The following is a 24037-nucleotide window of genomic DNA, read 5'->3' on the forward strand; positions in this document are numbered from 1 at the left end:
TGTAAAAATTTGGAAAATAAATGAAAATTTCAATGATAGTAGCCATGGCGAATCATCGTGTAATTGGTTTAGACAACAAAATGCCATGGCATTTGCCAGCAGATTTACAATATTTCAAAAAGACAACACTAGGAAAACCGGTGATAATGGGACGAAAAACCTATGATTCAATAGGTAGAGCATTACCAGGGCGTTTAAATATTGTTGTTTCTCGTGATGATAGTTTAGAGATTACTGGTGTAACCTGCGTGACTTCGGTTGAACAAGCATTATTAGCTGCTAAAGGTGTTGCAGAAGTGATGATTATTGGTGGAGCAACTATATATGAACACTTTTTACCGGTCGCTAATCGCCTGTATCTAACATTTATTGATTTGGAAACTAAAGGTGATACGCACTTTCCTGATTACCTAACTCAAGGTGAATGGGAAAAAGTAAGTAGTGAACATTATTTAGCAGATGAAAAGAATGCGCACAATTTAGAGTTTGTAACCTTAGACCGAGTAAACTAAGCGTTAATTAACCGTATGCAGGGCAGGATAATGAAAATAGTTTCTTATCTTGCCAGCGTATCATGGTAAGACTGTTTCCCCACACACACCCCGTATCTAATGCATATAAGTTTTGTTGATTTGTTTGGCCTAATAATGCTGCCCAGTGACCAAATAAGATAGGCTGATTATGATCTCTTGGCGTTATTTCGAACCAAGGTTTTAATACACTACTATCTGTTTCCGCTGGTGATAGTTTGTTATAGAACTCTAGCTCACCATCTAATGTGCAATAACGCATACGAGTGAACACATTGATAATGTAGCGTATACGCTCAATACCTGACAGTGACGCTTGCCATTTAGTAGGATGGTTACCGTACATATTTTTAAGCAGTGATTGGTAATCTTCACCATGCAATTGTTGTTCAACTTCTTTGGCAAATTGTTTTGCTTGTGGGATTGTCCAAGAAGGCAATATACCCGCATGAACCATAATAAACTTATGTTCAGGATGTTCTAATAATAAAGGTTGCTTACGTAACCATGTTAGAAGTTGTTGACTGTCTTCCGCTTCTAAAATAGGGGATATTTTGTCTTTTTCCTTGGCTTTATGAATGCCTAAAGACGTCGCTAATAAGTGCAAATCATGATTACCTAGAATCACTTTTGCCTTTAGCTTTTTAAGGTAGCGTAATGTTTGTAATGACTTAGGGCCACGAGCGACTAAATCGCCAGCAACCCATAATTCATCATTTTTTGGATCAAAATTGGCCAAAGATAGAAGCTGCATCAATTCGTCATAACAACCTTGAATGTCACCTACTATATAAGTTGCCATTGTTATTTGATCCTATTAAAAAATGTTATTGAGGTTTAATCTTCTTTTTGTAAACGATCATAAACATAGTTTGCAACACGCACATACTCTTCAACAGAGATGTTTTCTGCACGGTGGCCAATATTAATGCCAAGATCAGTTAATTCTTCAGCAGTTAATAAATCTCTCCAACCATTACGTACTGTTTTACGGCGTTGGTTAAAGGCCATTGAACAAACTTGGTTTAATACTTTCATGCTTTTGGCAACAAAAGGCGGCGTATCATAAGGCTCTAACCTTACTACTGCTGAGTCAACTTTAGGTGCGGGTTTAAAAGCCGTCGGTGGTACTTCTAATACTGGAATTACATTACAGTAATATTGCGCCATTACACTTAAACGTCCGTAAGCTTTACAGTCTGGACCTGCACATAAACGATTGACAACTTCTTTTTGCAACATGAAATGCATGTCAGAAATTTTGTCTGCAAACTCAAATAAGTGAAACATTAAAGGCGTTGAAATGTTGTATGGTAAGTTACCAAACACACGTAATTGTTTGTCACCTTGGACTAATTGCCCAAAGTCAAAACGCATGGCATCTGCTTGGGTTATTTTTAATTTATCACGTAACGTTGGATGTTGCTCTAAACGTGCCGCTAAATCACGGTCTAATTCAACTACATTTAAGCAGTTTACTTTACGTGCCACAGGCTCTGTTAATGCGCCTAAACCGGGGCCAATTTCTACAATATTATCGTCAGGTTGTGGTGCGATTGCAGCTACAATTGAGTCGATGATGTAATCGTCGTGTAAGAAGTTTTGTCCAAATCGTTTACGAGCGGTATGGCCTAGGTGGGTTTTATCATTCATTTTATTCATTAACCTTGTTGATGTTACTTTGGACCATGGTGATAGCCTCGTTGACTGCACATAATAAACTACCTGAGTCAGCTTTTCCTGTTCCTGCTAAATCTAATGCGGTGCCATGGTCAACCGATGTACGTATAAATGGTAAACCTAATGTGATATTAACGGAGCGACCAAAACCTTTATATTTTAAAACAGGTAGGCCTTGGTCGTGATACATAGCTAATACCGCATCGGCATGTTGTAAGTATTTATCTTGAAATAAAGTATCAGCAGGCAGTGGGCCTACTAACTGAATTCCTTGTGCTCGAAGGTTGTCTAGTGCAGGTTCAATGGTATCTATTTCTTCTCTGCCCATATGACCTCCTTCTCCTGCGTGTGGGTTTAATCCACAGACATAGATAGTAGGCTGTTTAATGCCGTATTTTTCTTTTAACTCAGCATTTAAAATGGTAATAATATTTGCTAATAGAGGTTCTGTAATCGTGCTGGGCACAGCTGAAAGTGGTAAATGCGTAGTTGCTAAGGCAACACGTAAACCCGTTGTAGCAAGCATCATCACCACTAAATCCACGTTAGCTTGCTCAGCAAAAAATTCAGTATGGCCGCTAAAAGTAACGCCGGCATCATTAATAATGCCTTTATGTACTGGTGCTGTCACTACCGCAGAAAACTCACCACTTAAACAACCTTGGCTTGCAAAACGTAAGGTTTCTAAAACATATTCACCATTGCGAGCATCGAGTTGCCCCATCTGTACGGGGACGTCAGTCGCAATGTGGGCTACGGTTAATTGACCTAAAGTCGGTGTCGCTTGAGGTTGTGCAGCATCATATTCAATAAAATCGATTTTTTTATTTAAATGCTGTGCACGCTCTTTTAGTAGTGTTAAGTCAGCACAAATAACTAATTCAACCGGCCAAGTCTGTTCTGCTAATTGTAAAACTAAATCAGGACCGACGCCGCTTGGTTCACCAGCAGTGACAACAATACGAGGTAACATTATTCTTCCTCAATAATATAAGCAGGATTATTAATTTTAATATACGCTTCTTGGCGTATTTCATTTAACCAAGCGTAAGCTTCAGCAGGAAAGCGTTGTCTAAATAACATGCTATAAGCTTTTTGTTTAGTGGCACTCTCTGTCGTATCAGATTCGCGCTTATCAAGCACCTGAAGAATATGCCAGCCATGCATTGTATGGAAAGGCTGACTGATTTCACCGATTGCTTGTGATTGTGCTAAATCACGAAATTCAGGTACATACATGTTCGGATCAGCCCAACCTAGTTCACCACCTTTTACGGCAGAGCCTGGATCTTGAGAATACTCTTTGGCTAATTCATCAAAGGTTTTTGTACCTGATAATATTTGCTGACGTAAAGTTGATAACAATAATTTGGCTTTTTCATCACTCAAGATAATAGTGGGCTTAACCAGAATATGACGTGCATTCACTTCTTCCGTGATCACGTTATCATTGCCTTTTTTATCTAATACTTGAATGATATGTACTCCCATTCTGGTATTGAAAGGACCAATGATATCGCCTTTTTTATTGCTCTCTTGTAGGTTATCTACAAATAAACTTGGAATTGAATCTAGTTTACGCCACCCCCAATCACCACCTTCTAAGGCTTTTGGACCTTCAGAATTAGCAATTGCTAATTGTTTGATATCTGCACCGTTTTCTATTTTTTCTACTAACGAGTTTGCTTCATCGGTTACTGCGATTCGTTTTTCTTCAGAAGCTTCCGGTGATAACTTAAGTAGAATGTGTGCAAAATGAAATTCAGTGGTTTGCTCACCTTGTTCTTTAATACGGTCGACTACTTGTTGAATTTCTTGATCGGAAATGTTGATACGGCGACGAACCTGCACTTGACGTACTTCATTAATAGTCAGTTCGTCACGAATGTTAGCAACGAATGCCTTATAATTAGTACCCGATGCTTCTATATCGGCACGTAGTTCGTTTAATGTTTTATTTTGCTTTTTCGCCATTTCGGTAATGGTTTGATCAAGTTGTGCATCACTGATACGCAAGCCTATACGTTCTGCAATTTGTAACTGTAATTTATCACTGATTAATTTATCAAGAATTTGCTTATCAATATTTTTTGGATCCGGTAATGTTTGACCACTATCTTGATAGCGTGTGATTAAGTCACGCTTAAGGTTGCTCATATCACTGCTTAAAATCAGTTCTTTGTTCACTACTGCTTCAATCTTATCTAGTTGTACTTCCGCAGCCGTTGCCAATTGAGGTAAAGTACTTGCTAAGACCAATACACTTAAAAATCGTTTTGTTAATTTCATTTTTTACCCATTACTTTAAATAAAATGGACGACCGTAGTCGAATAAACCATCTTCACTATCTGAATAACCGACACCACCTAACCCCATTAATTCAATTGTTAAGTTGATGCTGTTCTCTGTTTCCATATCATCGTTAAAATCAGATTCTGTTCCATAATAAGATTGCATATGTTTATCGTAGCTTAAACCAAGAGCCCAACAACAAGATTGATACTTGATACCTATGATACTTTCATAACTATTTTCAAATTCAAGATCATAATAATAACTTGCATAGGCTGACCATTGCGTGTTGATTGACCAGTTTACTTTACTGCCAACTTGGTTAACAATTTCATCCCACTCCGCATCTTCATCTTCTTTATAATAACGGTAGCTTAATTGCATAAAAGTATTGTAAGCCCAACGTTTCTCAAGCGTAGTATTAGCACGTTTAAGAAGGTTTTCATCACTGTCCCACTCTATCCCTGCATGAAGGAAATAATCATTTTCAAAGTTAACATCAAACTCAGCAATAATTGAAGAACGGCTGACAGATTGGCTGTCATCATCGTCATCGGTTGGTAATACGGTACGAGATTTCGATAAATAATAATTTTGCCCAATAGCAAAGCGTAATTTTTCTTCACCTTGTTCATTTAAGAAGCTACTTGAAACACCCACAGTGATCTGGTTTGCTTCGGCAATACGGTCATAACCAGAATAACGATTATCTCGAAATAAGCCGTAATAATCCTGTTGTAATGTTGTTGTATCGTATAAACCAATATCTGATTGATTTTGGTATGGCACATATAAATACTGCATTTGCGGCACTAATGTTTGTCGGTAACTATTACCAAAGACTGAAAAGTCGCGTTCTAAGTTGATACCTGAATGTATTTTAAATGACGGAAGGTAGCGCACAACAGATTCATCTAATTCATCATACCAACTGTATTTTGTTGCGTTATCTAAGTCCTGTTGATAGACGCTAAGCATGTACTTTAGTTCAGTATTGATAAAGATAGAGTCGTAATAAAGAGGTAAAGATAACTTCGGTTCAGCATGAATACGCGTACCGGTATATACATCACTGTCACTGTGTTCAAAGCGCGTGACTTCTGAGTACCAATCAAATTGTAGGCTTTTCCAGTTGAGCGGCTGGTAAGCACTTATGGCTAATTTAGGTAATACAATGTGTGGTGTATCGTCATCGCCTAATATTTGGAAATCGCGTACTTCCAGTTCACTATTCCAATTACTTTTTGTATAACTTAATTTAGCAGTTTGTAATAATTGGTTATCTGTACTGGTACCGTACTCGGTATCAATATCGGTGAAATAATAATCATCACTGACTTTGTTGTAATCTGCAGTAAACGCCCAATCTTGGGAAATATTCACGTGATGCTCAAAATGAAATAAATAGCGCTCTCCAATTAAATCGCCATCATCGTCTTCACGTATTCTATCGTCGCCAAGATATTCTGTTTGAATTTGACCTGAACCAATATCAAACAAATAACGATATTCAGTAGCAACTAATAGACCCCGGTTTTCCATATAAGTCGGTGTGATCGTTGCGTCTTGATTGGATGTTAAATTCAGGTACAAAGGCTGGCTGTAAGAAAAACCATTAACTGATGAAAACTCATATTTTGGAAATAAAAGCCCGGTCTTTCGTGTGTCGGATAAAGGGTAGCTGATATAAGGGAAGTAAAACACAGGCACATCTTTTATTCTTAATACCGCATTATAAGCTGTCCCCATATCATTTTCTTTATCAATGTATAGGGTCGAAGAGTCGATACTCCAAGTAATATCCCCTGGTGGACACGCTGTGTAACTAGACGAATTTAACTCATAAAAACCTTGGCCATTATCATACACACGATCTGCATTACCACGACCCGACTGACCATGGAATTGATACTGGGTTTGTAATAACGAGGCTTCATCAGTTTTAAAGTTAGTATCGATTTGGTCGGCTAACAGGGTGATTTGCCCATCGACGTAGCGCGCATTGCCTATTGCATTTGCTTGCTCAGTATTGCGGTTATAAATTAATCGGTCTGCATCTAGACTCTTTTCGCCTTGAACCACGTTGACATCACCTTGATAAATGATTTCGCCATTAATACCTCGTAATGAATTGGCATTGATGCTGATTGGAATTTGGTTTTTATCAAGATTGCTATTACGAGTTGTTACCGGAGGGACTTGGCTATAACACTGCTTAAAGAATACTTGTACGTCACGTGGCGCTGATTTTTCTTCTAAGCTGGCAATCTTAGTTGTTGCATTGCTCTTGGTGCTAACACTACTATCTGTATTACTTTGCGTTCCAGAAGTGTTTTTATTTTCAATTTCCTGTGCAACCGCACTAGCAACTGGAGATAAGACAAATAATAAGGGGATTAGTTTTAACATTAATAACTCACTACAAGGGCTTAGAAAGAAAAAGGAGACGCTAAGCAGAAACAACAATATAACCCCTTATAATAAAGTAATCTTTTGCTGTCTCCAATCTTTGATTGGCTAATACACGAGTATTTTGGCTATTTATTACAAATAATTGGTAAATCTTCACATAGTTAGTCAAAATAATAGAAAAATTCAATATTTTCTTAATTTTAAAGGTAATGATTAATTATGCGCATATGGGGCAAGTTATTAGGTGGTTTTTTTGGATTTATGTTTGGTCATTTCTTTGGCCTGCTGTTAGGCGTTTGGTTAGGGCATCGTTTTGATGTGGCCGTAGGGCGTAACTTTAATATGCGTGATGGCATGTTAGGTGGACGAACCAACAGTGCGGATAAACAAAAAGCATTTTTTGAGACTGCTTTTTCGGTGATGGGACACGTTGCCAAAGCAAAGGGGCAAGTCACTCAAACCGATATTCAAGTCGCCAATGCCTATATGGACCAAATGAATTTGCACGGTGATGCAAGATCGCAAGCTCAACATGCCTTCAATAATGGTAAAAGTGCTGACTTTGCACTAGTAGAAACATTGCAAGAATTTGTTCGTAAATTGCACGGCGAGCGGAATGTACTGCAAATGTTTTTGGCCATTCAAGTGCAAGTTGCTTATTCAGATGGTGTGATTGATGATAACGAAAAAGCCTTGCTGTATACCATTGCTGAAAATTTAAACTTCTCTCGTTTTGAACTAGACCGCTTGATTCAAATGATTCAGGGGCAGCAACACTTCCATCAAGGTAAGCAGGGTGGTCAGCAATACAATAAAGCGGAAGTTGAAGATGATGCTTATCAAGTCTTAGGGGTTGAAAGTACCGCTACGGATAAAGAAGTGAAACGAGCTTATCGTAAGTTAATGAGTCAAAACCATCCTGATAAACTAGCTTCAAAGGGGCTGCCGGAAGAAATGATGGAATTAGCTAAAGAGAAAACGCAAGATATTCAAAAAGCCTATGAAGTACTGCGAAGCAGCCGAGGTTTTAAATAACATGCTATCGGTAATAAAACGCTATAGTTTACAGCTAGTATTTACTATTAGCTTATTATTAGGTTTACAGTTACCGAATTTTTTACAGCAATACGAATTACGTTTGCAGGGCCATTTTGCTGAGGCAAAAATGCAACTGGGTAAGTTTCAGTCATTAGCGGATCAATATTTTCAAGGTGACTTGCAAGCACTTATTGCACAACATAAAAGTAGTGATGTGCGAGTATTCAAAGATGAAGCCCTGTTAATTGAATCACATTATTTACGTGTACAACAATTACAGCAACAAATAGATATTCTTGACCAGCCTATATGGTATCGACTGTGGTCATTAAGCCAACAAATAAAACAGCCTATTGTTAAAGAGGCTTGGTTTGGCTATCAAGCTAATATTATACTTAATCAACAGGCTATTTTAGTGGGAGTCGTGGTAGCTGTGTTGATGATGTTATGCCTTGAGATATTGCTAGGATTAAGCAAGTATTGTTGTTGTCGTATTTTTTCTTATGTTAAACAAAAGCCGAAAAAACCAAAGAGAAAAATTGGCTTATAAGCCAGAGAGCATATTGTAGGAGCTGCAATAAATCTATTCTATTAATCATCAGTCATGAATAATCAATAATCAACCTGTCATCAATTATTAACCGAACAATTCTCGAGGATTCCTTCTCTCTTTGTCTTCCTGTCTGCAAAAGGTTTCTATAAAAAGTAGCCACATAAAGCGACGCTAGAATAATTAATTCACTCATATAACATTTTAGTTTTGCATCTGTCGTGGTGCTTCTCTATTATTGCCTATTTATTATTTTAGTAATCAATTACGGTGTTTCACCGAATAGACCTTAAATCGGAGCTCAATACATGTCTACATTTTCACTTGCGTTTGGTACTGCGACTAAAAACCGTGACCAAAAAATCATTGAAGCATTTTTTCCAAACCCAATTTTAAATCCAAACGAAGATCTAGTTGCAACTATTGGTGCAATTGCTGGTTATGAAGGTGGCAATCAAGTTATCGAAATTAAACCAGCTGTTGCTGAGCAACTGGCTGCCGCTTTTAATGGTGAAGACGATGCTGATAATGCAGATTTTGCAGTTGCTGCAGCTAAATCAAAACAAACATTAGTGTTAGTTATTTTAGCCACTGACGAAGCACCACAGAGTGTCGCTGAAGGTTACTTGAAACTGCAACTTATCTCGCATCGTTTAGTTAAACCGCACGGCGTAGTGTTAGACGGTATCTTTGGTTTATTGCACAATATCGCATGGACAAACAAAGGTGCTATCGACTTACCTGAGCTTAAAGAACGTCAAATGAAAGCGCGCTTAAAAGGCAAAACGATCATTGTAGATTGTGTTGATAAATTCCCTAAAATGGTTGATTACGTGGTGCCGGCGGGCGTGCGTATTGCTGATACTTCACGTGTTCGTTTAGGTGCTCACGTTGGTGAAGGTACAACAGTCATGCATGAAGGTTTCATTAACTTCAATGCTGGTACAGCGGGTGTTAGCATGGTTGAAGGTCGTATTTCAGCGGGTGTTATGGTTGGTGAAGGAAGTGACATCGGTGGTGGCGCTTCTATTATGGGCACTCTGTCTGGCGGTGGTAAAATGGTTGTAGCTATTGGCGAAAATAGCTTATTAGGTGCTAATGCAGGCTTAGGCTTCCCACTGGGTAACCGTTGTACTATTGAATCTGGTTTATACGTTACAGCGGGTTCTAAAGTTAAAATGTTAGATAACGAAGGTAATGACGCTGGATTTGTTAAAGCACGTGATTTAGCAAATAAAGATGACTTATTATTCCGTCGTAATTCAACGACAGGTCAAATTGAATGTCTAGTTAATAAAAGTGCAGTAGAATTAAACAGCATGTTGCATTCTAACTAATACTCTAACTAATATTCTAAGTATTATTTTAGGTAATATTTGAATGTGCATTTAATCATTGAGGCTACTATTTAGTAGCCTTTTTTATGGTCGTCTATTTTTATAGTTTTTTATTTTTGCCTACCTACTTTTAAACCTATCTATTTTTATATCGTTGTATTCCTCTTTATAAACTGCAACCACTGTTAAATAGAGTTTGCTGCTTTAGTGCCTTAAAGCGTCACATGATTGTCATGCTGGGGCTATACCATGCTTGGTAAGCAAAGCGCTAGGGGAAGTGCAAATGTCAATCAATAATAATACGTCATTCACATTGAATGTGGACTTTAAAAATAAACTGATCAAACTCAAGGCAACCTTGAGTCGAGTCTTTGATATTCAGTTACCGATTGATAAATTAGTACATGATTCTGTGTATAGGCTAAATGTTTTTGATGAATTACTGAGCCTAGGTAATGAGCAAGTTACGGCACAAGTAAAATCATTGCAGCAAACTGCTGTGTATATTGAGCCAGCAACTGGGAATGTAAGTAAGCAAGAAACAACAGTTAAACTCAATAACCAGCGTATTAAACACGCTAATACGATAAGAGAGCATACTTTTAATAAATCTTCTTTCGTTATTTTACTGCTGGCGAGTATCATATTTATCTTTATCGTTTTATTACAGACAAATATACTGCAAGTAACTGTTTCGGCAGAGCCTAATTCAATTCAACATTATTCCCCAAATATTTCAGATAGCTTATTAGCTGAAGCATCGCCTGTTGTTAAGTTAGCGAAAACTATTCAATTACCCGTTGATAATGCGATGTTGACTATGCGTTTACATGGCTCAAATACCATAGGGGAGCACCTTGCACCTGCTTTATTAACTGCCTATTTAAAAACAATGGGGGTCTCTGAAATGCGTTGGCTAAAGGGGCATTCAGCGGTGGAACGTCAATTACAATATACTCATAACAACAAAGCCTATGAGATTGAACTGCAAGCTCACGGGTCATCAACTGCATTTACAGACTTAGCAAATGGGGGGGCCGATTTGGCCATTTCATCGCGAAAAATTAAAGACAGCGAAGTGGCCTTATTAAAGGCGCAGTATGGCAACCTTGGTTTAGCTGGTAGCGAAGTAATCATCAGTCTAGATGGCGTTGCTATCATTATAAATAAGAACAATCCACTTAACTCTCTCACCTTATTACAGTTAGCAAATATTTTTTCAGGTGAAATTAATAACTGGAAGCAGTTAGGCGGCGAGGACTTAAGTATTAATGTTTATGCGCGAGATATAAATTCAGGTACCTGGGATAGTTTTAAAAATTTAGTCTTTGGTGACAGAGATAGCATCTTATCGCCGAATGCGAGTCGTTATCAATCTAGTAGTAAGCTGTCTGACTTAATTGCAAAGGATAAGGCCGGTATTGGTTTTATAGGATTACCCTATATTAATAACAGTAAGGCAATCTCGATAGCGGCATCTGTAACTTCCCCGCCTATTTATCCAACACAATTTACGGTGAGTACAGAGGATTATCCTTTAAGCAGACGTTTGTATCTGTATGTTCCTGCTTCTAGCAGTGAATTTATTAAACGTTTTACACATTTTGTGACTTCGGCAGCGGGGCAAAAAATTGTTGAGCAGGTAGGCCTCGTTTCTCAAAATATTCAATTACAAGGTATTTACCCTAATAAACAAGCGCCACAAATTTATAATGATTATGGTGAGATAGCGCAGCGCCTTTCCCTGAATTTTCGCTTTCAACAGGGTAGTAATCAATTAGATAGCAAAGGTAAAGAGGATTTATTGAGGGTCGTTGAATACATACGACAGCATGCTGGCCTTCGGTTGGTTTTGATGGGTTTTTCCGATCCCTCTGAAGAGCAAAATAAGCAATATCAGTTATCGTTAAAGCGTGCCCAGATAGTAGAGGGAGAGTTACAAGCTCGAGGCTTAAATATTACTGCGGTGGAAGGGTTTGGTTCACAATTGCCTATCGCTTCAACAAAAACGGTCATCGGTCGTAGTAAAAATAGGCGTGTCGAGGTATGGGTTTTTTAAGTTAATTTTTATAAAAGGTATGCGATGAGTATTTTATTAAAAAAATCACAATATTTGATGACATTATTCAGTGATTTAAGTTATCAAGATAATGTAATCATTAATAAAAATATTAACGACACTGTTTATCTTTTAAAAGTTGCTTCTACAAAAACTCGACAATTAATGGCGGAGCAAAATGTGCCCATAGAGGATCTATTAGCAGATAAGTGTTTACCATTAACACGTTTCTATTTGTCAGATGAGCAAACTCAAATTGCTTACTTTTTAAATAGTGAGCGTTTAGCTTTATTTTTTAGCGCATTACCTATGGCAGAAGCAACTATCTTTCAACAATATGTAATACGCGCAAAAAATTCCTTAATTTTACCTGAACGGCAGCTACAGCAATCTTCTGGAGTAGGGGATGTTACGTCTTTTTCACTAACTTCTGACGAATATGATGAAGGTTATCAACAATTAACTTATCTACAGTCTTTACAAAATTTAATAAAGGTGGTGAATGTTGAAACTGAAGTTGGTTATAAGGGGTTGTTTTACTCTTTACAGAGTTTGAAAAATTCTAGTGAAGAAGTTGATACAAGGCTTCTTGTGTATTCTGAATATCAAGAGAACTTATTATTTTACTGTGAGTTGTCGCCATTATGGCAATTAAAAGCACAACAGTTATTTGCAGAGCAAGCGGTTATCTGACGATTCAGTCATATTAATTTTATTGATTCTGAGAACAATAAAAAGCCCGTTGCGTAGTGCTACACAACGGGCTTTATTGTTAATACTATCGAGTCATTAAAGCGTTTTTATTCGGCTTCTTTTTTAGTGTCGACCTTTTTCTTTTTATCTTCATTAGGCAGGTATTTATAAATATATAAACCACTTAATAAGGTAAAGACTAAAGTCGCCCCTAACAATCCAAATACTTTAAAGTTAACCCAAACTTCTTGCTCTAGGCTAAATGCAACATAGATATTGAGTAACCCTAAGGCCAAGAAAAAGACTGCCCAAGCGATGTTTAACGTTGACCATACTTTTTCCGGTAAAGTAATTTCTTTACCTAGCATCTGTTTAAGAATTGGTTTTTTAAAGATAAATTGGCTAGCTAATAATGCAATGGTAAATAACACATACACCACGGTGACTTTCCATTTAATGAATACATCATCATGCAAAATTAGCGTCAATGTTCCAAACACCAACACCATTAAGAAAGTGATGATATGCATTTTTTCAGCTTTGCCGTGCTTAAAGTAATTGTAAGCTAACAATAAGCCCGTTGTTACAATTAATGATCCCGTTGCGGCATAAATGTCGACCATTTTATACACGGCAAAAAAGATAATTAAAGGAATAAACTCAAAAAATTGTTTCATGACACTCTCTTCTTTAAAAAATTAAATAATGATAGTCCGTTATTTGAAGGTTGCTGCCTTCATTGCACTAATAAATTCAAACATTTCTGTTTTCATTGTAGCGGGATCATCAAGGTTACGTTGGATTATTTTCACCACCGCTGAGCCAGAAATTGCACCTGCCGCTCCTGATTTAATCGCGTTAGCGACCTGTTCAGGTTGTGAAATACCAAACCCTAATAATGATGGTGGTGCATTATACTGGCCTAATGTTTCAAGCATATGTTCAACGGGCATGCCTGCTTTTGCATCCGCACCTGTTACACCGGCACGACTTAATAGGTAAGTGTAACCTTGGCCATATTCTGCTACTTGTTGTAACGTTGCTTTATCACCATTAGGTGGGGCAATAAATATTTGCTGTAAACCAAATTTCTCTGCTGCCGCACGGTATGGGGCACTTTCATGTAATGGCACGTCTGCAATTAAGATCGAATCTACACCGGCTTCTTTGCAGCGCTGATAGAAATTCTCTATGCCATTGCAATAAACTAAGTTCACATACAATAATAAACCAATAGGTATTTGTGGATGTTGAGTGCGGATCTCTTTAATTATTTCAAAACAAACCTGTGGTGTGGTGCCTGCCTCTAACGCTCGAATTGAAGCATCTTGAATGACGATACCATCAGCAACGGGATCTGAAAATGGAATGCCTAATTCTAGTGCATCTGCGCCAGCTTCTATTAGTGTATTAATAATACTTAATGATTGCTCACGGTTTGGATCACCGACAGTGACGAAGGGAACAAATGCACCTTGATTTGCATCTGCTAGGCGATCAAATAATTGTGCGTATCTTTGCGTCATTAAATCGTGCGTCATTAGATCATCCCTCTTTTTTCAAAAATATCGGCAACGGTAAAGATATCTTTATCACCACGGCCTGACAAGTTAACAATAATGATTTGCTCTTTATCATCGTGTTCAATAATTTTTAATGCATGTGCAAGTGCGTGAGCAGATTCTAATGCGGGGATGATACCTTCCTGTTCTGCTAATGCTTTAAACGCCATTAGTGCTTCATCATCGGTTGCATTCACATACTGTGCTCGGCCTGTTTTGGCCAAATGTGCATGTTGTGGTCCTACAGATGGGAAATCTAATCCGGCTGATATAGAGTAAGACTCTTCAATTTGTCCATTATCATCCTGCATCATTAACGACTTCATACCAAAGAATATGCCCTTAGTACCACAGGCAATAGGACAACCATGTTCACCGGTTTCGATACCATGTCCGCCTGGCTCAACACCAATTAATTCGACGTTCTGATCGTCAATAAAGTCAGCAAAAATACCAATGGCATTAGAGCCTCCACCCACACAAGCGATGACTTTATTCGGTAGAATACCTTCTTTACGTAAACATTGTTGTTTCGCTTCTTCGCCAATTATTTTTTGGTACTCACGTACAATTGTTGGGAATGGATGCGGTCCAGCAGCTGTACCCAGTAAATAATGTGAATTTTCATAGCTACCAGCCCAGTCTCGTAATGCTTCGTTACAGGCATCTTTTAAGGTAGCCGAGCCTGAGGTTACTGGAATGACTTCTGCCCCCATTAAACGCATTCTAAATACGTTAGGTTTTTGTCGCTCACAGTCCACTTGTCCCATGTAAACACGGCATTTAAGGCCTAATAATGCACAGGCTAGCGCCGTCGCAACACCATGTTGACCAGCACCCGTTTCGGCGATGATTTCAGTTTTTCCCATGCGTTTTGCTAATAATGCTTGACCTAATACCTGATTCGTTTTGTGTGCACCACCGTGTAATAAATCTTCACGTTTTAGGTATAATTTAGTTTTTTTACCTTTGGTTAAATTACGGCATAAAGTTAACGGTGTCGGGCGTCCTGCATATTCAGTCAATAACTCTTCTAATTCTGCTTTAAATCCATCATCTTGTTGTGCTTTTAAAAACTCAGTTTCAAGCTGTTTTAATGCAGGAACCAATATTTGTGGTACATACATACCACCAAAATCACCAAAATAAGCGTCTAACGTTTTCATTTTTTTTACCTTCTAAAGCGTTTATCGTTGCATGTAACGACGAATTGCAGCAAAGCTACGATTTAATTTGTCAGCGTCTTTTTTACCAGGTTCAGATTCAACACCTGAATTAAAATCTAATCCTGCACAACCTATTAAAGCAGCTTGTTGTGCATTGTCTGGATTAAGCCCACCGGCTAATATCAGCTTGCTTTTATTTATCTTGTTTTGTTCGCTATCATCATTGGTTAATAGAGACCAATCAAAAGCTTGTCCTGTACCACCACTTTGTTCACCAACACGTGTATCGACTATGTGTTTGCTAACATTATATTTTTCAAATGCCGGCAAGCTATCACTAACACCATGTGCTTTCCATACTTCACAGCTTTTTGGCAGCGCCGCTAATAATGCTTTAACATATTTAGGTGTTTCATCACCGTGTAATTGCACTGCGCTCAAACCTAAACTTTTTGCTGTGTAAGCAACTAGTTCGATCTCTTCATCTTGGAATACACCTACAAACTTTAAAGGGGCACCTAGCATCACTAAACGAGCTTGTTCAAGAGCGACGAAGCGTGGTGATTGCTCAACAAAAATTAAACCACCATAAACTGCACCAGCTTTATGTGCATCAGCTGCATCTCTGGCATGTGTTAAACCACAGACTTTATTCTCACCTAGGATCAGTTCTCTACACGCACGGTCAATATTGTTTTTTGACATGATTGAACTGCCAACTAAAAAACCATTCGCGAATTGGCTTAATTCTTTTACTTGCTGGTGGTTATAAATACCTGACTCAGAAATAACGATCCTGTCTTTTGGTATTTTAACGGCGAGTTCTTTAGTACGGTTTAAGTCAATAGTAAGATCACGTAAGTCTCTATTATTAATGCCAATTACTTTTGCATTTAAGGCTATTGCACGAACCAATTCCTGCTCATTACTCACTTCGGTTAATACGCCCATATTTAAGCTATGTGCGGTATCACGGTATGCTTGGTAAGCGTCATCATCCAACACCGAGAGCATTAATAAAATAGCATCGGCTTTGTAATAACGAGCCAGATAAATTTGATATGGGTCGACAATGAAGTCTTTACAGATAACTGGTTGTGTTACTTGCTCACGTACTTTGTTGATATATTCTAAATCACCTTGGAAGTACTTCTCTTCAGTGAGCACAGAAATAGCTGATGCATAGTTTTTGTAAACATTAGCAATTAAATCTAAATCAAAATCTTCACGGATCAAACCCTTTGATGGTGAAGCCTTTTTACATTCTAGAATAAATACACTGTGCTCTTGATCTAATGCTTGATAAAAGTGACGGTCACTTTCCACCAAATCATCTTTAAAGGTAATTAAAGGCTGTTTCACTTTACGTGCGGCAACTGATATTAATTTGTCATCAACAATTTTACCTAAAATAGTATCTTGTAAACTTTGGTCGTTAAGCATTGCTTTGCTCCGCAAGTTGTTTGAGTAATGAAAGGGGTAAACCTGATTGCATGCTAGCTAATGCTATTTGCGTTCCTTGTTTAAAGTTATCTGCTTTGCCATTTAAGACTAACAGGGCTGAGACATTAATCGCCACAGCGACTTGTTGTGCCTCGGTGCCTTTACCCTGTAAGATCTTTTCAATAATGACTTTATTCTCTTCGGGTGTGCCACCAAAAATACTTTCGACAGGATAAGATTCAACACCAAAATCCTGCGGTGTTAATGTGTATTCTTTTATTTCACCGTTATGCAACTCGGCAACCTGTGTGCTGCCATGCAAGGCAACTTCATCTAAGCCACTGCCATACACAACCATCACTCGCTTCATGCCCAATTGTTGATGCACTTTAGCAATCGGCAATAATAGCTCTGGCGCATAAACGCCCATTAATTCAAAATCAGGGCGAGCTGGGTTAACTAAGGGACCTAATACATTAAATATCGAACGTGTTTTTAAAGCGGCTCTCACTGGTCCCGCAAAACGCATACCTGCGTGGTAACTAGGTGCAAAAATAAAGCAAACGTTTAAATCATCCAAGCATTGGCGTGCTGTTTGTGGTGACATTTCTAGGTTAATACCAAACGCAGCTAATAGATCTGATGAACCTGATTTGCTAGAAACGCTACGACTACCATGCTTACATACTTTCACTCCGCAGGCGGCAGCAACAAAAGCACTGGCAGTCGATATATTGATGGTGCCTAAACCATCACCGCCGGTCCCGACGATATCGGTAAATGGATAATCAGGACGAGGAAATGCTTTAGCCTGCGCTAATAACGCTTTCGCAGCGCCGGTAATTTCAGTCGGTGTTTCACCTTTAATTTTTAACGCGGTGATCACTGACGATAATACGATAGGGTCAATCTGCCCTAATACAACTTGTTCAAAAAAGGTTTGGCTTTGTTGCTCAGTCAGTGACTGCCCTTGATAAAGTTGTTCTAAAATCGGGTGTACATCATATTGGCTCATTTAATTTTTCTCCGATTCAGTCAGTAAGTTAAGACTGTTTTCTAAAAGCTGTGCACCTTCACAGGTTAAAATAGATTCAGGGTGAAATTGAAAACCGATCACCTTATCTTGTTGGTGGTAAATAGACATACACATGCCATTATAATCTGCCACGGTTTGTAAAGTATCAGGCACGGTTGTACCTACTAGTGAATGGTAACGAGCAACGGATAGAGGCTGAGACAAACCTTGAAACATTTTATCTCCACAGTGCTGAATGAGAGACGACTTACCATGTTGTATTTCATCCGCTTGTCCAACGACACCGCCGTATTGCTCTATTAATGCTTGATGGCCTAAACATATGCCTAAAATAGGTACTTGACCTTTACATAATGTGATTAAATCTATCATACATCCCGCTGCACTTGGTGTCCCAGGACCTGGTGATAATACTAAGACTACTTCACCTACGCAGGCATCAATATGCGCTTTAATGTTCTCGGCACTTTGATTATTGCGATAAATTTTAACCGGATAACCTGCTGCTTTGAACTGATCCACTAAGTTATAAGTAAATGAGTCAAAGTTATCAAGAAAAAATAAGGTTGCTTTAGTTGTGTTTTGATTGCTTTGAATAGTCATGGCCTTATTCTCCTTGCTTGTTGGTATTTTTGGAATTGTTTGTCGCGGAGGTTACCGCCGCGAGTGTTGTTCCGTGTGCGAGCGCTATCGCATTTAATACTGCCGCCGCTTTACTACGTGTTTCATCGGCTTCTAATTGCGGCACTGAATCATAAACAACACCGGCACCTGCTTGTGCTTGTGCAATACCATCTTTTACAAATGCTGAACGGATCACGATACAACTATCCATATCACCATTACCATTAATATAACCAACTGCACCGCCATAACTTCCTCGGCGTTTTTTCTCTACTTTTCGAACTAGATTGGAAGCGCTAATTTTTGGTGCGCCTACTAGGGTGCCCATATTCATGCAAGCTTGGTAGGCATGTAAAGCATCTAAATCTTTTCGTAACTTTCCTACAACGCGTGACACTAAATGCATCACATGGCTGTAACGATCTACCTGTAAGAGTTCAGCTACATGGCGAGTACCTGGTTCACTAATACGTGCAACATCATTACGCGCTAAGTCGACCAACATTAAATGCTCAGAGGTTTCTTTTTTATCTAAGCGAAGCTCTAATTCTAAGCGGCTATCTAGGTCTTTATTGATACTACCATCTGGGTTGAATCCGCGACGGCGAGTACCTGCAATAGGATAAATTTCGACATCTTTAGAACTCTGAGTGAACTTAATAGCGCTCTCTGGTGAAGCGCCGAACAGAATAAAATCACTGTCTTTTAGATAAAACATATACGGGCTTGGATTAGTTTCTTTTAACTTTTGATACGCTGAAATAGGATCTGGGCAAGGCAGTGAGAAGCTACGAGAGGGCACTACCTGAAAAATATCCCCTTTGACGATGTTGGTTTTTAATTGTTCAACAATTTCGCAATATTGGGCATCGGAAACATCAACACTAACTTTTGCATCAATGGTTATTTGTTGATTGATTGGCGCAATGAAGTTATCGCAAAAACCTTGTAATTGAGCAATACGTTTGTTTATTCGTAACTTACTTTCGTCTGAATATAAGCCACCAAAAATACTGCCTAAAATCTCACCTTGTTTGCTTTGATGATCGTGGATCATTAATGTTTCGGCTACATAGAATACATAGTCTGGAGTCGTGTTTTCGCTGTCTTCAACTTCTAATAACTGTTCAAAGGTTGCAATAAAATCATAAGCAAAAACGCCACCTAAAAATAATGCCTCAGAATGCGAAGAGTGTTTTTTAATGCGGTCAACTAAACAGCGAATTGCATCCATTGGTGAGGCAGATTTTAAACGTTGATCTTCATCGCCACTGGTATCTGATTGAGGAAAAGTGAGTTGCAATCGGCTAGGGCTTTGTGCGCTGATCAATTGTGTTGAAAATTTAGGCGTGATGAAAGTAAGTAAATCTTTGCCGTTGTCAGTTAGTGTATCAAGTGTCACGACTAAACCTTGGCAGGTGATCTTCAAACAGGCATCAACAAGTATCAGACTTTTCAAGTGCGCTTTACTTTCTATTTCAGCAGAGTCGAACAATAAATGGTTATCGCTATTCGCGCTGATTTGTTGAAATAATCCTAATGAATCTTGAATGTAGCTGCAGGGTGCTTCAATGGTTTTTAATACGCCGATCGGGTGTTGAGTATTCATGTTTAAATCCTTAATAATTAGTGAGCAAATGTTGAAATAGTTATTATTTGATTTGCCATCGCCAATTAAGGACTGTGTTTAAGATTATCATTGAATTTACCTGTTTTACTTTTGTTGGTTCCAAATATGAAAAAAGCCCGCAATATGCGAGCTTTAGAATTGGTTTTGTTGGGAAAATTTAATATACAAAAACCTCATTGCTCGCTTATGAGAATGAGTGCCACCAAGAATCTTTAAGAGTAATTGTAGAAAAAATCATATATTATGCGTCCCGTAATAATTAGAAGCTATTTTTTTGCATTCTGCTTTTAATGTCAAGGTGTTTTTAGGATATTCATGTTAATTGATCTTCACTCTCATACGAAAGCCTCAGATGGACAGCTCACGCCTAGTGAATTAGTGCAACGTGCTGAAAACAGGCAAGTTCACTTTTTAGCCATTACTGATCACGATACAGTAGATGGATTGGTTGAAGCAAGCCAATACATTAAAGATAATAATTTAAAGTTGCAATTGATTAATGGTATTGAAGTGACAACTAATTGGTTGAATCATGAAATACACGTCGTAGGTGTCAATATTGACCCGGAACACCCTGAATTAATTAAATTAATTGAAATACAAAAAGAAAAGCGCGAACAGCGTGCCATGGAAATGGGCCGTCGTTTAGCGAAAGCGAATATAGACAATGTATATGAAGGGGCAAAAGCCTTGGCCGGTGATGGTGCTATCACGCGCGCGCATTTTGCTCGTTATTTAGTCGAGATAGGCGTGGCGCCTACTTTCCCTAAAGTTTTCGATAAATATTTGAGCCGCGGAAATACCGGTTATGTACCCCATGATTGGGTGGATTTAGCGAATGCAATTGAGGTCATTCAATCAGCAGGAGGACAAGCAATACTTGCCCATCCTGATGCTTATAGCTTATCGAATAAATGGTTAAGAAAACTATTGATTACATTTAAAGCGGCTGGTGGTGATGCAATGGAAGTGGCTATCGGGCAGCAATCACCACAAATGCGCTTGCAATTAGGGTTGTGGAGCAAAGAATACGATTTATTAGCTTCTCAAGGCAGTGACTTTCACTTTGTTGGACGTTGGCGTGATTTAGGAAAAAGTTTATTTTTACCTGAAATTTGTCAGCCAGTTTGGCATAATTGGACTGTTTGTCAGAGTACCGAATAAAAGGCGTTTTTTGTGCCATTTTTAGCGTAATATTATCAATATTGAGATACAAGAGTAGTAGAGACTTATGAGTCAGTTTTTTTATGTACATCCTGAAAATCCCCAAAAACGATTGATGAAACAGGCTGCTGAAATAATAGAGCAAGGTGGGGTGGTTATTTATCCTACCGACTCTGGTTATGCATTAGGTTGTGGCATTGATAATAAACGCGCTCTAGAGCGTATTTGTCATATTAGAAAAATAGATAAAAAGCATAATTTCACCCTGGTATGTAAAGATTTAGCTGAGATTGCTATTTATGCGCGTGTTGATAATGCGGCTTATCGTATGCTGAAAAGTAATACACCGGGTCCTTACACGTTTATTTTTAAATCCACCAAGGATTTACCAAAGCGTTTAATGAATCCTGCTAAGCGTACTATTGGTATTCGCATTCCAGATAATGCCATTGCCTTAGCGTTATTGGAGGAATTAAGTACTCCATTGATGACCACCAGTCTGATTTTACCCGGTAAAACCAGTACTGAGTTTGATCCCGAAGATATTCGCGATCATTTAGAGCAACAGGTCGATCTGATTATTAATGGCGGTTACTTAGGTGAATCACCCACTACTGTGATTGATTTGTCCGACGATGAAGTTACTATTGTCAGAGAAGGTGCTGGAGATTTAACACCGTTTATTTAAAGCTGTGTATCTCGGCCTGTTTGTTCAATAAAAAGCAAGTTGTGAGTGCGTTAATATGGATAATGAATATTAATGTTTTTACAATGAAAATGTAAAGAAAACCCGCTGGCAGTGTGTTGCTGTTGGCTTTTAATGAAGATATTAATGGTTAGTGATTGAAGCTCAATAGAAGTGCAAATAGCTAACATTATTTATTGGCATAATGTGAATTACCCAAAGGAAAAGAATATGAGTGAAAAATTACAGAAAGTATTAGCCCGTGCAGGATTAGGCTCTCGCCGTAAAATGGAAGCAGTTATCTCTGAAGGACGTGTAAGTCTTGATGGTAAAATTGTTGAATTAGGCGAACGTGTGACACAGGATCAAGTTATCCGTGTTGATGGGCATGTTGTTAAATACCAAGCTGCAGAAAGTGTTGTTTGTCGAATTCTGGTTTATAACAAACCCGAAGGTGAAGTTTGTACGCGTAGTGATGAAGAAGGCCGTAAAACTGTTTTTGACCGTCTACCACAGATGAAAGGCGCTCGTTGGATTTCGATCGGACGTTTGGATATTAACACGTCAGGTTTATTACTGTTTACCACTGATGGTGAATTTGCTAACAAAATGATGCATCCGAGCCAACAAATTGAACGTGAATATGCAGTACGCGTATTTGGTGATGTAACGGAAGCAATTTTAAACCGCTTACGTACAGGTGTTCAACTTGAAGATGGTGAAGCAAAATTCTTAGATATTAAAGAACATGGCGGTGAAGGCATTAACCGTTGGTTCCACGTTGTATTAACCGAAGGCCGTACGCGCGAAGTTCGTCGTTTATGGGAAAGCCAAGGTTTGCAAGTTAGCCGTTTGATGCGTGTTCGTTACGGTAATATTATGCTAAACAATCAATTACCGCAGGGTGGTTGGCAGGAGCTTTCACTGAAAGAAGTGAACTACTTACGTAAGTTAGTGAGTATGCCACGCGAAACAGAAACTAAAGTTCGCATTGATACCAATAAAGTATCTAATCCACAAGCAAGAATTCGTCGTGCCGTGAAGAAACATAATCAGCATCGTAAAGCCGGTGAACGTCGTCGAGTGACACGTACAAGAAGCTAATTCATTAATATATAACGCTATTATGGTACGTGTTTTATCTATAAAATGATGATAAAGTAGACTTAGGTCAAGTAAATGTATTCATTAAGTGAGGGATTATGATTAAAAAATGTTTATTTCCAGCAGCTGGTTATGGCACACGCTTTTTACCTGCTACTAAATCAATGCCAAAAGAGATGATGCCACTGGTTAATAAACCTTTAATCGAATTTGGTGTCGATGAAGCAATTGAAGCGGGCATGACCGGCATGGGGATTGTGGTTGGCCGTGGTAAGCACTCTATCTCAGACCATTTTGATCATAATTATGAATTAGAGAAAGAAATTAGTGGTACACCAAAAGAAGAAAAGTTAAAAGATATTCGTAAAATTATGGATACTGCTACTTTTTCTTTTATTCGTCAGCGTCAAATGAAAGGCTTAGGTCATGCAATTTTAGTAGGGCAAGAGCTAATCGGTGATCAACCGTTTGCGGTCGTATTAGCTGATGACTTATGCATCAACCAAGGTGGTGATGGTGTATTAAAGCAAATGGCTGCTTTATATGAGCAGTTCCGTTGTTCTATTGTTGCCGTTGAAGAAGTACCTGAAGATCAAATTCATAAATATGGTGTGATCAAAGGTTCGGTGATCAGAGATGATATTTATCGTGTTGATGACATGGTTGAAAAACCAGCGCCAGGAACAGCTCCAAGTAACCTTGCGATTATCGGACGTTATATTTTAACGCCAGATATCTTTGAAATATTGAAAAATACTAAACCTGGTAAAGGCGGTGAAATTCAAATCACTGACGCTTTATTAGCACAAGCTAAATCTGGTTGTGTATTAGCTTATAAATTTAAAGGTAAACGTTTTGACTGTGGTAGTGTACCGGGCTATATAGAAGCAACAAACTTCGTTTATGAAAATTTATACGAAGAGTAAATGTTAACTTCTTAACTTCTTAACTTCATAAGTTATTATTTATAATGCCGTTCATTTACCTGAACGGCATTTTTTTGCTTTATTTAAAATAAAAATTAAAAGCAA

At 38.3% G+C, this 24037-nt stretch carries 22 protein-coding genes; 10 read left to right on the plus strand and 12 right to left on the minus strand.

The window, feature by feature from the left end; all coding sequences use genetic code 11:
- Window positions 1-20: 20 nt before the first annotated feature.
- Window positions 21-512, plus strand: a complete 492-nt coding sequence (folA, locus tag MT391_RS06580; RefSeq protein ID WP_166372041.1) for a type 3 dihydrofolate reductase — start codon at window positions 21-23, stop codon at window positions 510-512.
- A 7-nt stretch (window positions 513-519) separates the two neighbouring features.
- Here folA and MT391_RS06585 read toward each other — a convergent pair whose 3' ends face one another.
- From MT391_RS06585 to lptD, 5 genes are read right to left on the minus strand one after another with little or no spacing between them, the layout of a single operon-like run.
- Window positions 520-1332, minus strand: a complete 813-nt coding sequence (locus MT391_RS06585; protein WP_499497275.1) for a symmetrical bis(5'-nucleosyl)-tetraphosphatase — start codon at window positions 1330-1332, stop codon at window positions 520-522.
- 35 nt (window positions 1333-1367) lie between these two features.
- A complete protein-coding gene (gene rsmA / locus MT391_RS06590) occupies window positions 1368-2192 on the minus strand; it encodes a 16S rRNA (adenine(1518)-N(6)/adenine(1519)-N(6))-dimethyltransferase RsmA (RefSeq protein ID WP_499441360.1) in 825 nt (274 codons plus the stop codon).
- Window positions 2185-3183 (minus strand): 4-hydroxythreonine-4-phosphate dehydrogenase PdxA, encoded by a 999-nt coding sequence (gene pdxA / locus MT391_RS06595; RefSeq protein ID WP_499497276.1) that lies wholly within the window; start codon window positions 3181-3183, stop codon window positions 2185-2187. The genes rsmA and pdxA overlap by 8 nt, the downstream gene beginning before the upstream one ends.
- On the minus strand, window positions 3183-4499 hold the full coding sequence (surA, locus tag MT391_RS06600; RefSeq protein ID WP_499497277.1) for a peptidylprolyl isomerase SurA: 1317 nt from the start codon (window positions 4497-4499) through the stop codon (window positions 3183-3185). The genes pdxA and surA overlap by 1 nt, the downstream gene beginning before the upstream one ends.
- A gap of 10 nt (window positions 4500-4509) precedes the next feature.
- Window positions 4510-6912: an LPS assembly protein LptD gene (lptD, locus tag MT391_RS06605; RefSeq protein WP_499497278.1), complete on the minus strand. Its 2403-nt coding sequence runs from the start codon at window positions 6910-6912 to the stop codon at window positions 4510-4512.
- Window positions 6913-7134: 222 nt separating this feature from the next.
- Between lptD and djlA the strand changes: the two genes are divergently transcribed.
- From djlA to MT391_RS06630, 5 genes are all read left to right on the plus strand, one after another.
- Entirely contained in the window at window positions 7135-7950 is an 816-nt protein-coding gene (djlA, locus tag MT391_RS06610; RefSeq protein WP_166372047.1) for a co-chaperone DjlA, read from the plus strand.
- A 1-nt stretch (window position 7951) separates the two neighbouring features.
- Complete coding sequence (locus tag MT391_RS06615; protein WP_499497279.1) at window positions 7952-8503, plus strand: DUF2937 family protein; 552 nt, start codon at window positions 7952-7954, stop codon at window positions 8501-8503.
- Window positions 8504-8811: 308 nt separating this feature from the next.
- A complete protein-coding gene (dapD, locus tag MT391_RS06620; protein ID WP_166372049.1) occupies window positions 8812-9840 on the plus strand; it encodes a 2,3,4,5-tetrahydropyridine-2,6-dicarboxylate N-succinyltransferase in 1029 nt (342 codons plus the stop codon).
- 283 nt (window positions 9841-10123) lie between these two features.
- A complete protein-coding gene (locus MT391_RS06625) occupies window positions 10124-11899 on the plus strand; it encodes a substrate-binding domain-containing protein (RefSeq protein ID WP_499497280.1) in 1776 nt (591 codons plus the stop codon).
- A 24-nt stretch (window positions 11900-11923) separates the two neighbouring features.
- Window positions 11924-12592, plus strand: a complete 669-nt coding sequence (locus MT391_RS06630; protein ID WP_499441352.1) for a hypothetical protein — start codon at window positions 11924-11926, stop codon at window positions 12590-12592.
- 107 nt (window positions 12593-12699) lie between these two features.
- Here MT391_RS06630 and MT391_RS06635 read toward each other — a convergent pair whose 3' ends face one another.
- Genes MT391_RS06635 through MT391_RS06665 form a run of 7 tightly spaced genes read right to left on the minus strand, consistent with a single transcriptional unit; the run spans window position 12700 to window position 20032 of the window.
- The gene (locus tag MT391_RS06635; protein ID WP_166372761.1) at window positions 12700-13269 is read right to left on the minus strand and encodes a septation protein A; all 570 of its coding nucleotides are present in this window, start codon (window positions 13267-13269) and stop codon (window positions 12700-12702) included.
- A 39-nt stretch (window positions 13270-13308) separates the two neighbouring features.
- Entirely contained in the window at window positions 13309-14133 is an 825-nt protein-coding gene (gene trpA / locus MT391_RS06640; protein WP_499441351.1) for a tryptophan synthase subunit alpha, read from the minus strand.
- Window positions 14133-15320, minus strand: a complete 1188-nt coding sequence (gene trpB, locus MT391_RS06645) for a tryptophan synthase subunit beta (protein WP_499441350.1) — start codon at window positions 15318-15320, stop codon at window positions 14133-14135. The genes trpA and trpB overlap by 1 nt, the downstream gene beginning before the upstream one ends.
- A gap of 21 nt (window positions 15321-15341) precedes the next feature.
- The gene (gene trpCF / locus MT391_RS06650; RefSeq protein WP_499441348.1) at window positions 15342-16763 is read right to left on the minus strand and encodes a bifunctional indole-3-glycerol-phosphate synthase TrpC/phosphoribosylanthranilate isomerase TrpF; all 1422 of its coding nucleotides are present in this window, start codon (window positions 16761-16763) and stop codon (window positions 15342-15344) included.
- On the minus strand, window positions 16756-17778 hold the full coding sequence (trpD, locus tag MT391_RS06655) for an anthranilate phosphoribosyltransferase (RefSeq protein ID WP_499441347.1): 1023 nt from the start codon (window positions 17776-17778) through the stop codon (window positions 16756-16758). Before trpD ends, trpCF begins: the two co-directional genes overlap by 8 nt.
- Entirely contained in the window at window positions 17779-18402 is a 624-nt protein-coding gene (locus MT391_RS06660) for an anthranilate synthase component II (RefSeq protein WP_499441345.1), read from the minus strand.
- Between the two features lie 4 nt (window positions 18403-18406).
- On the minus strand, window positions 18407-20032 hold the full coding sequence (locus MT391_RS06665; RefSeq protein WP_499497281.1) for an anthranilate synthase component 1: 1626 nt from the start codon (window positions 20030-20032) through the stop codon (window positions 18407-18409).
- Window positions 20033-20368: 336 nt separating this feature from the next.
- Here MT391_RS06665 and rnm point away from each other — a divergent pair, with 336 nt between their 5' ends.
- The 4 genes from rnm to galU all read left to right on the plus strand — a co-directional run bounded on the left by rnm (window position 20369) and on the right by galU (window position 23932).
- Complete coding sequence (gene rnm, locus MT391_RS06670) at window positions 20369-21217, plus strand: RNase RNM (RefSeq protein WP_166372767.1); 849 nt, start codon at window positions 20369-20371, stop codon at window positions 21215-21217.
- Window positions 21218-21284: 67 nt separating this feature from the next.
- Window positions 21285-21905, plus strand: a complete 621-nt coding sequence (locus tag MT391_RS06675; protein WP_166372768.1) for an L-threonylcarbamoyladenylate synthase — start codon at window positions 21285-21287, stop codon at window positions 21903-21905.
- Window positions 21906-22133: 228 nt separating this feature from the next.
- Window positions 22134-23006, plus strand: coding sequence for a 23S rRNA pseudouridine(2605) synthase RluB (rluB, locus tag MT391_RS06680; RefSeq protein ID WP_299661065.1), 873 nt, complete (start codon window positions 22134-22136; stop codon window positions 23004-23006).
- Between the two features lie 98 nt (window positions 23007-23104).
- Window positions 23105-23932: a UTP--glucose-1-phosphate uridylyltransferase GalU gene (gene galU, locus MT391_RS06685; RefSeq protein ID WP_299661063.1), complete on the plus strand. Its 828-nt coding sequence runs from the start codon at window positions 23105-23107 to the stop codon at window positions 23930-23932.
- Window positions 23933-24037: the final 105 nt, after the last annotated feature.

Source organism: Vibrio sp. 1-Bac 57 (genome assembly GCF_037546855.1).
Lineage (GTDB): Bacteria > Pseudomonadota > Gammaproteobacteria > Enterobacterales > Psychromonadaceae > Psychromonas.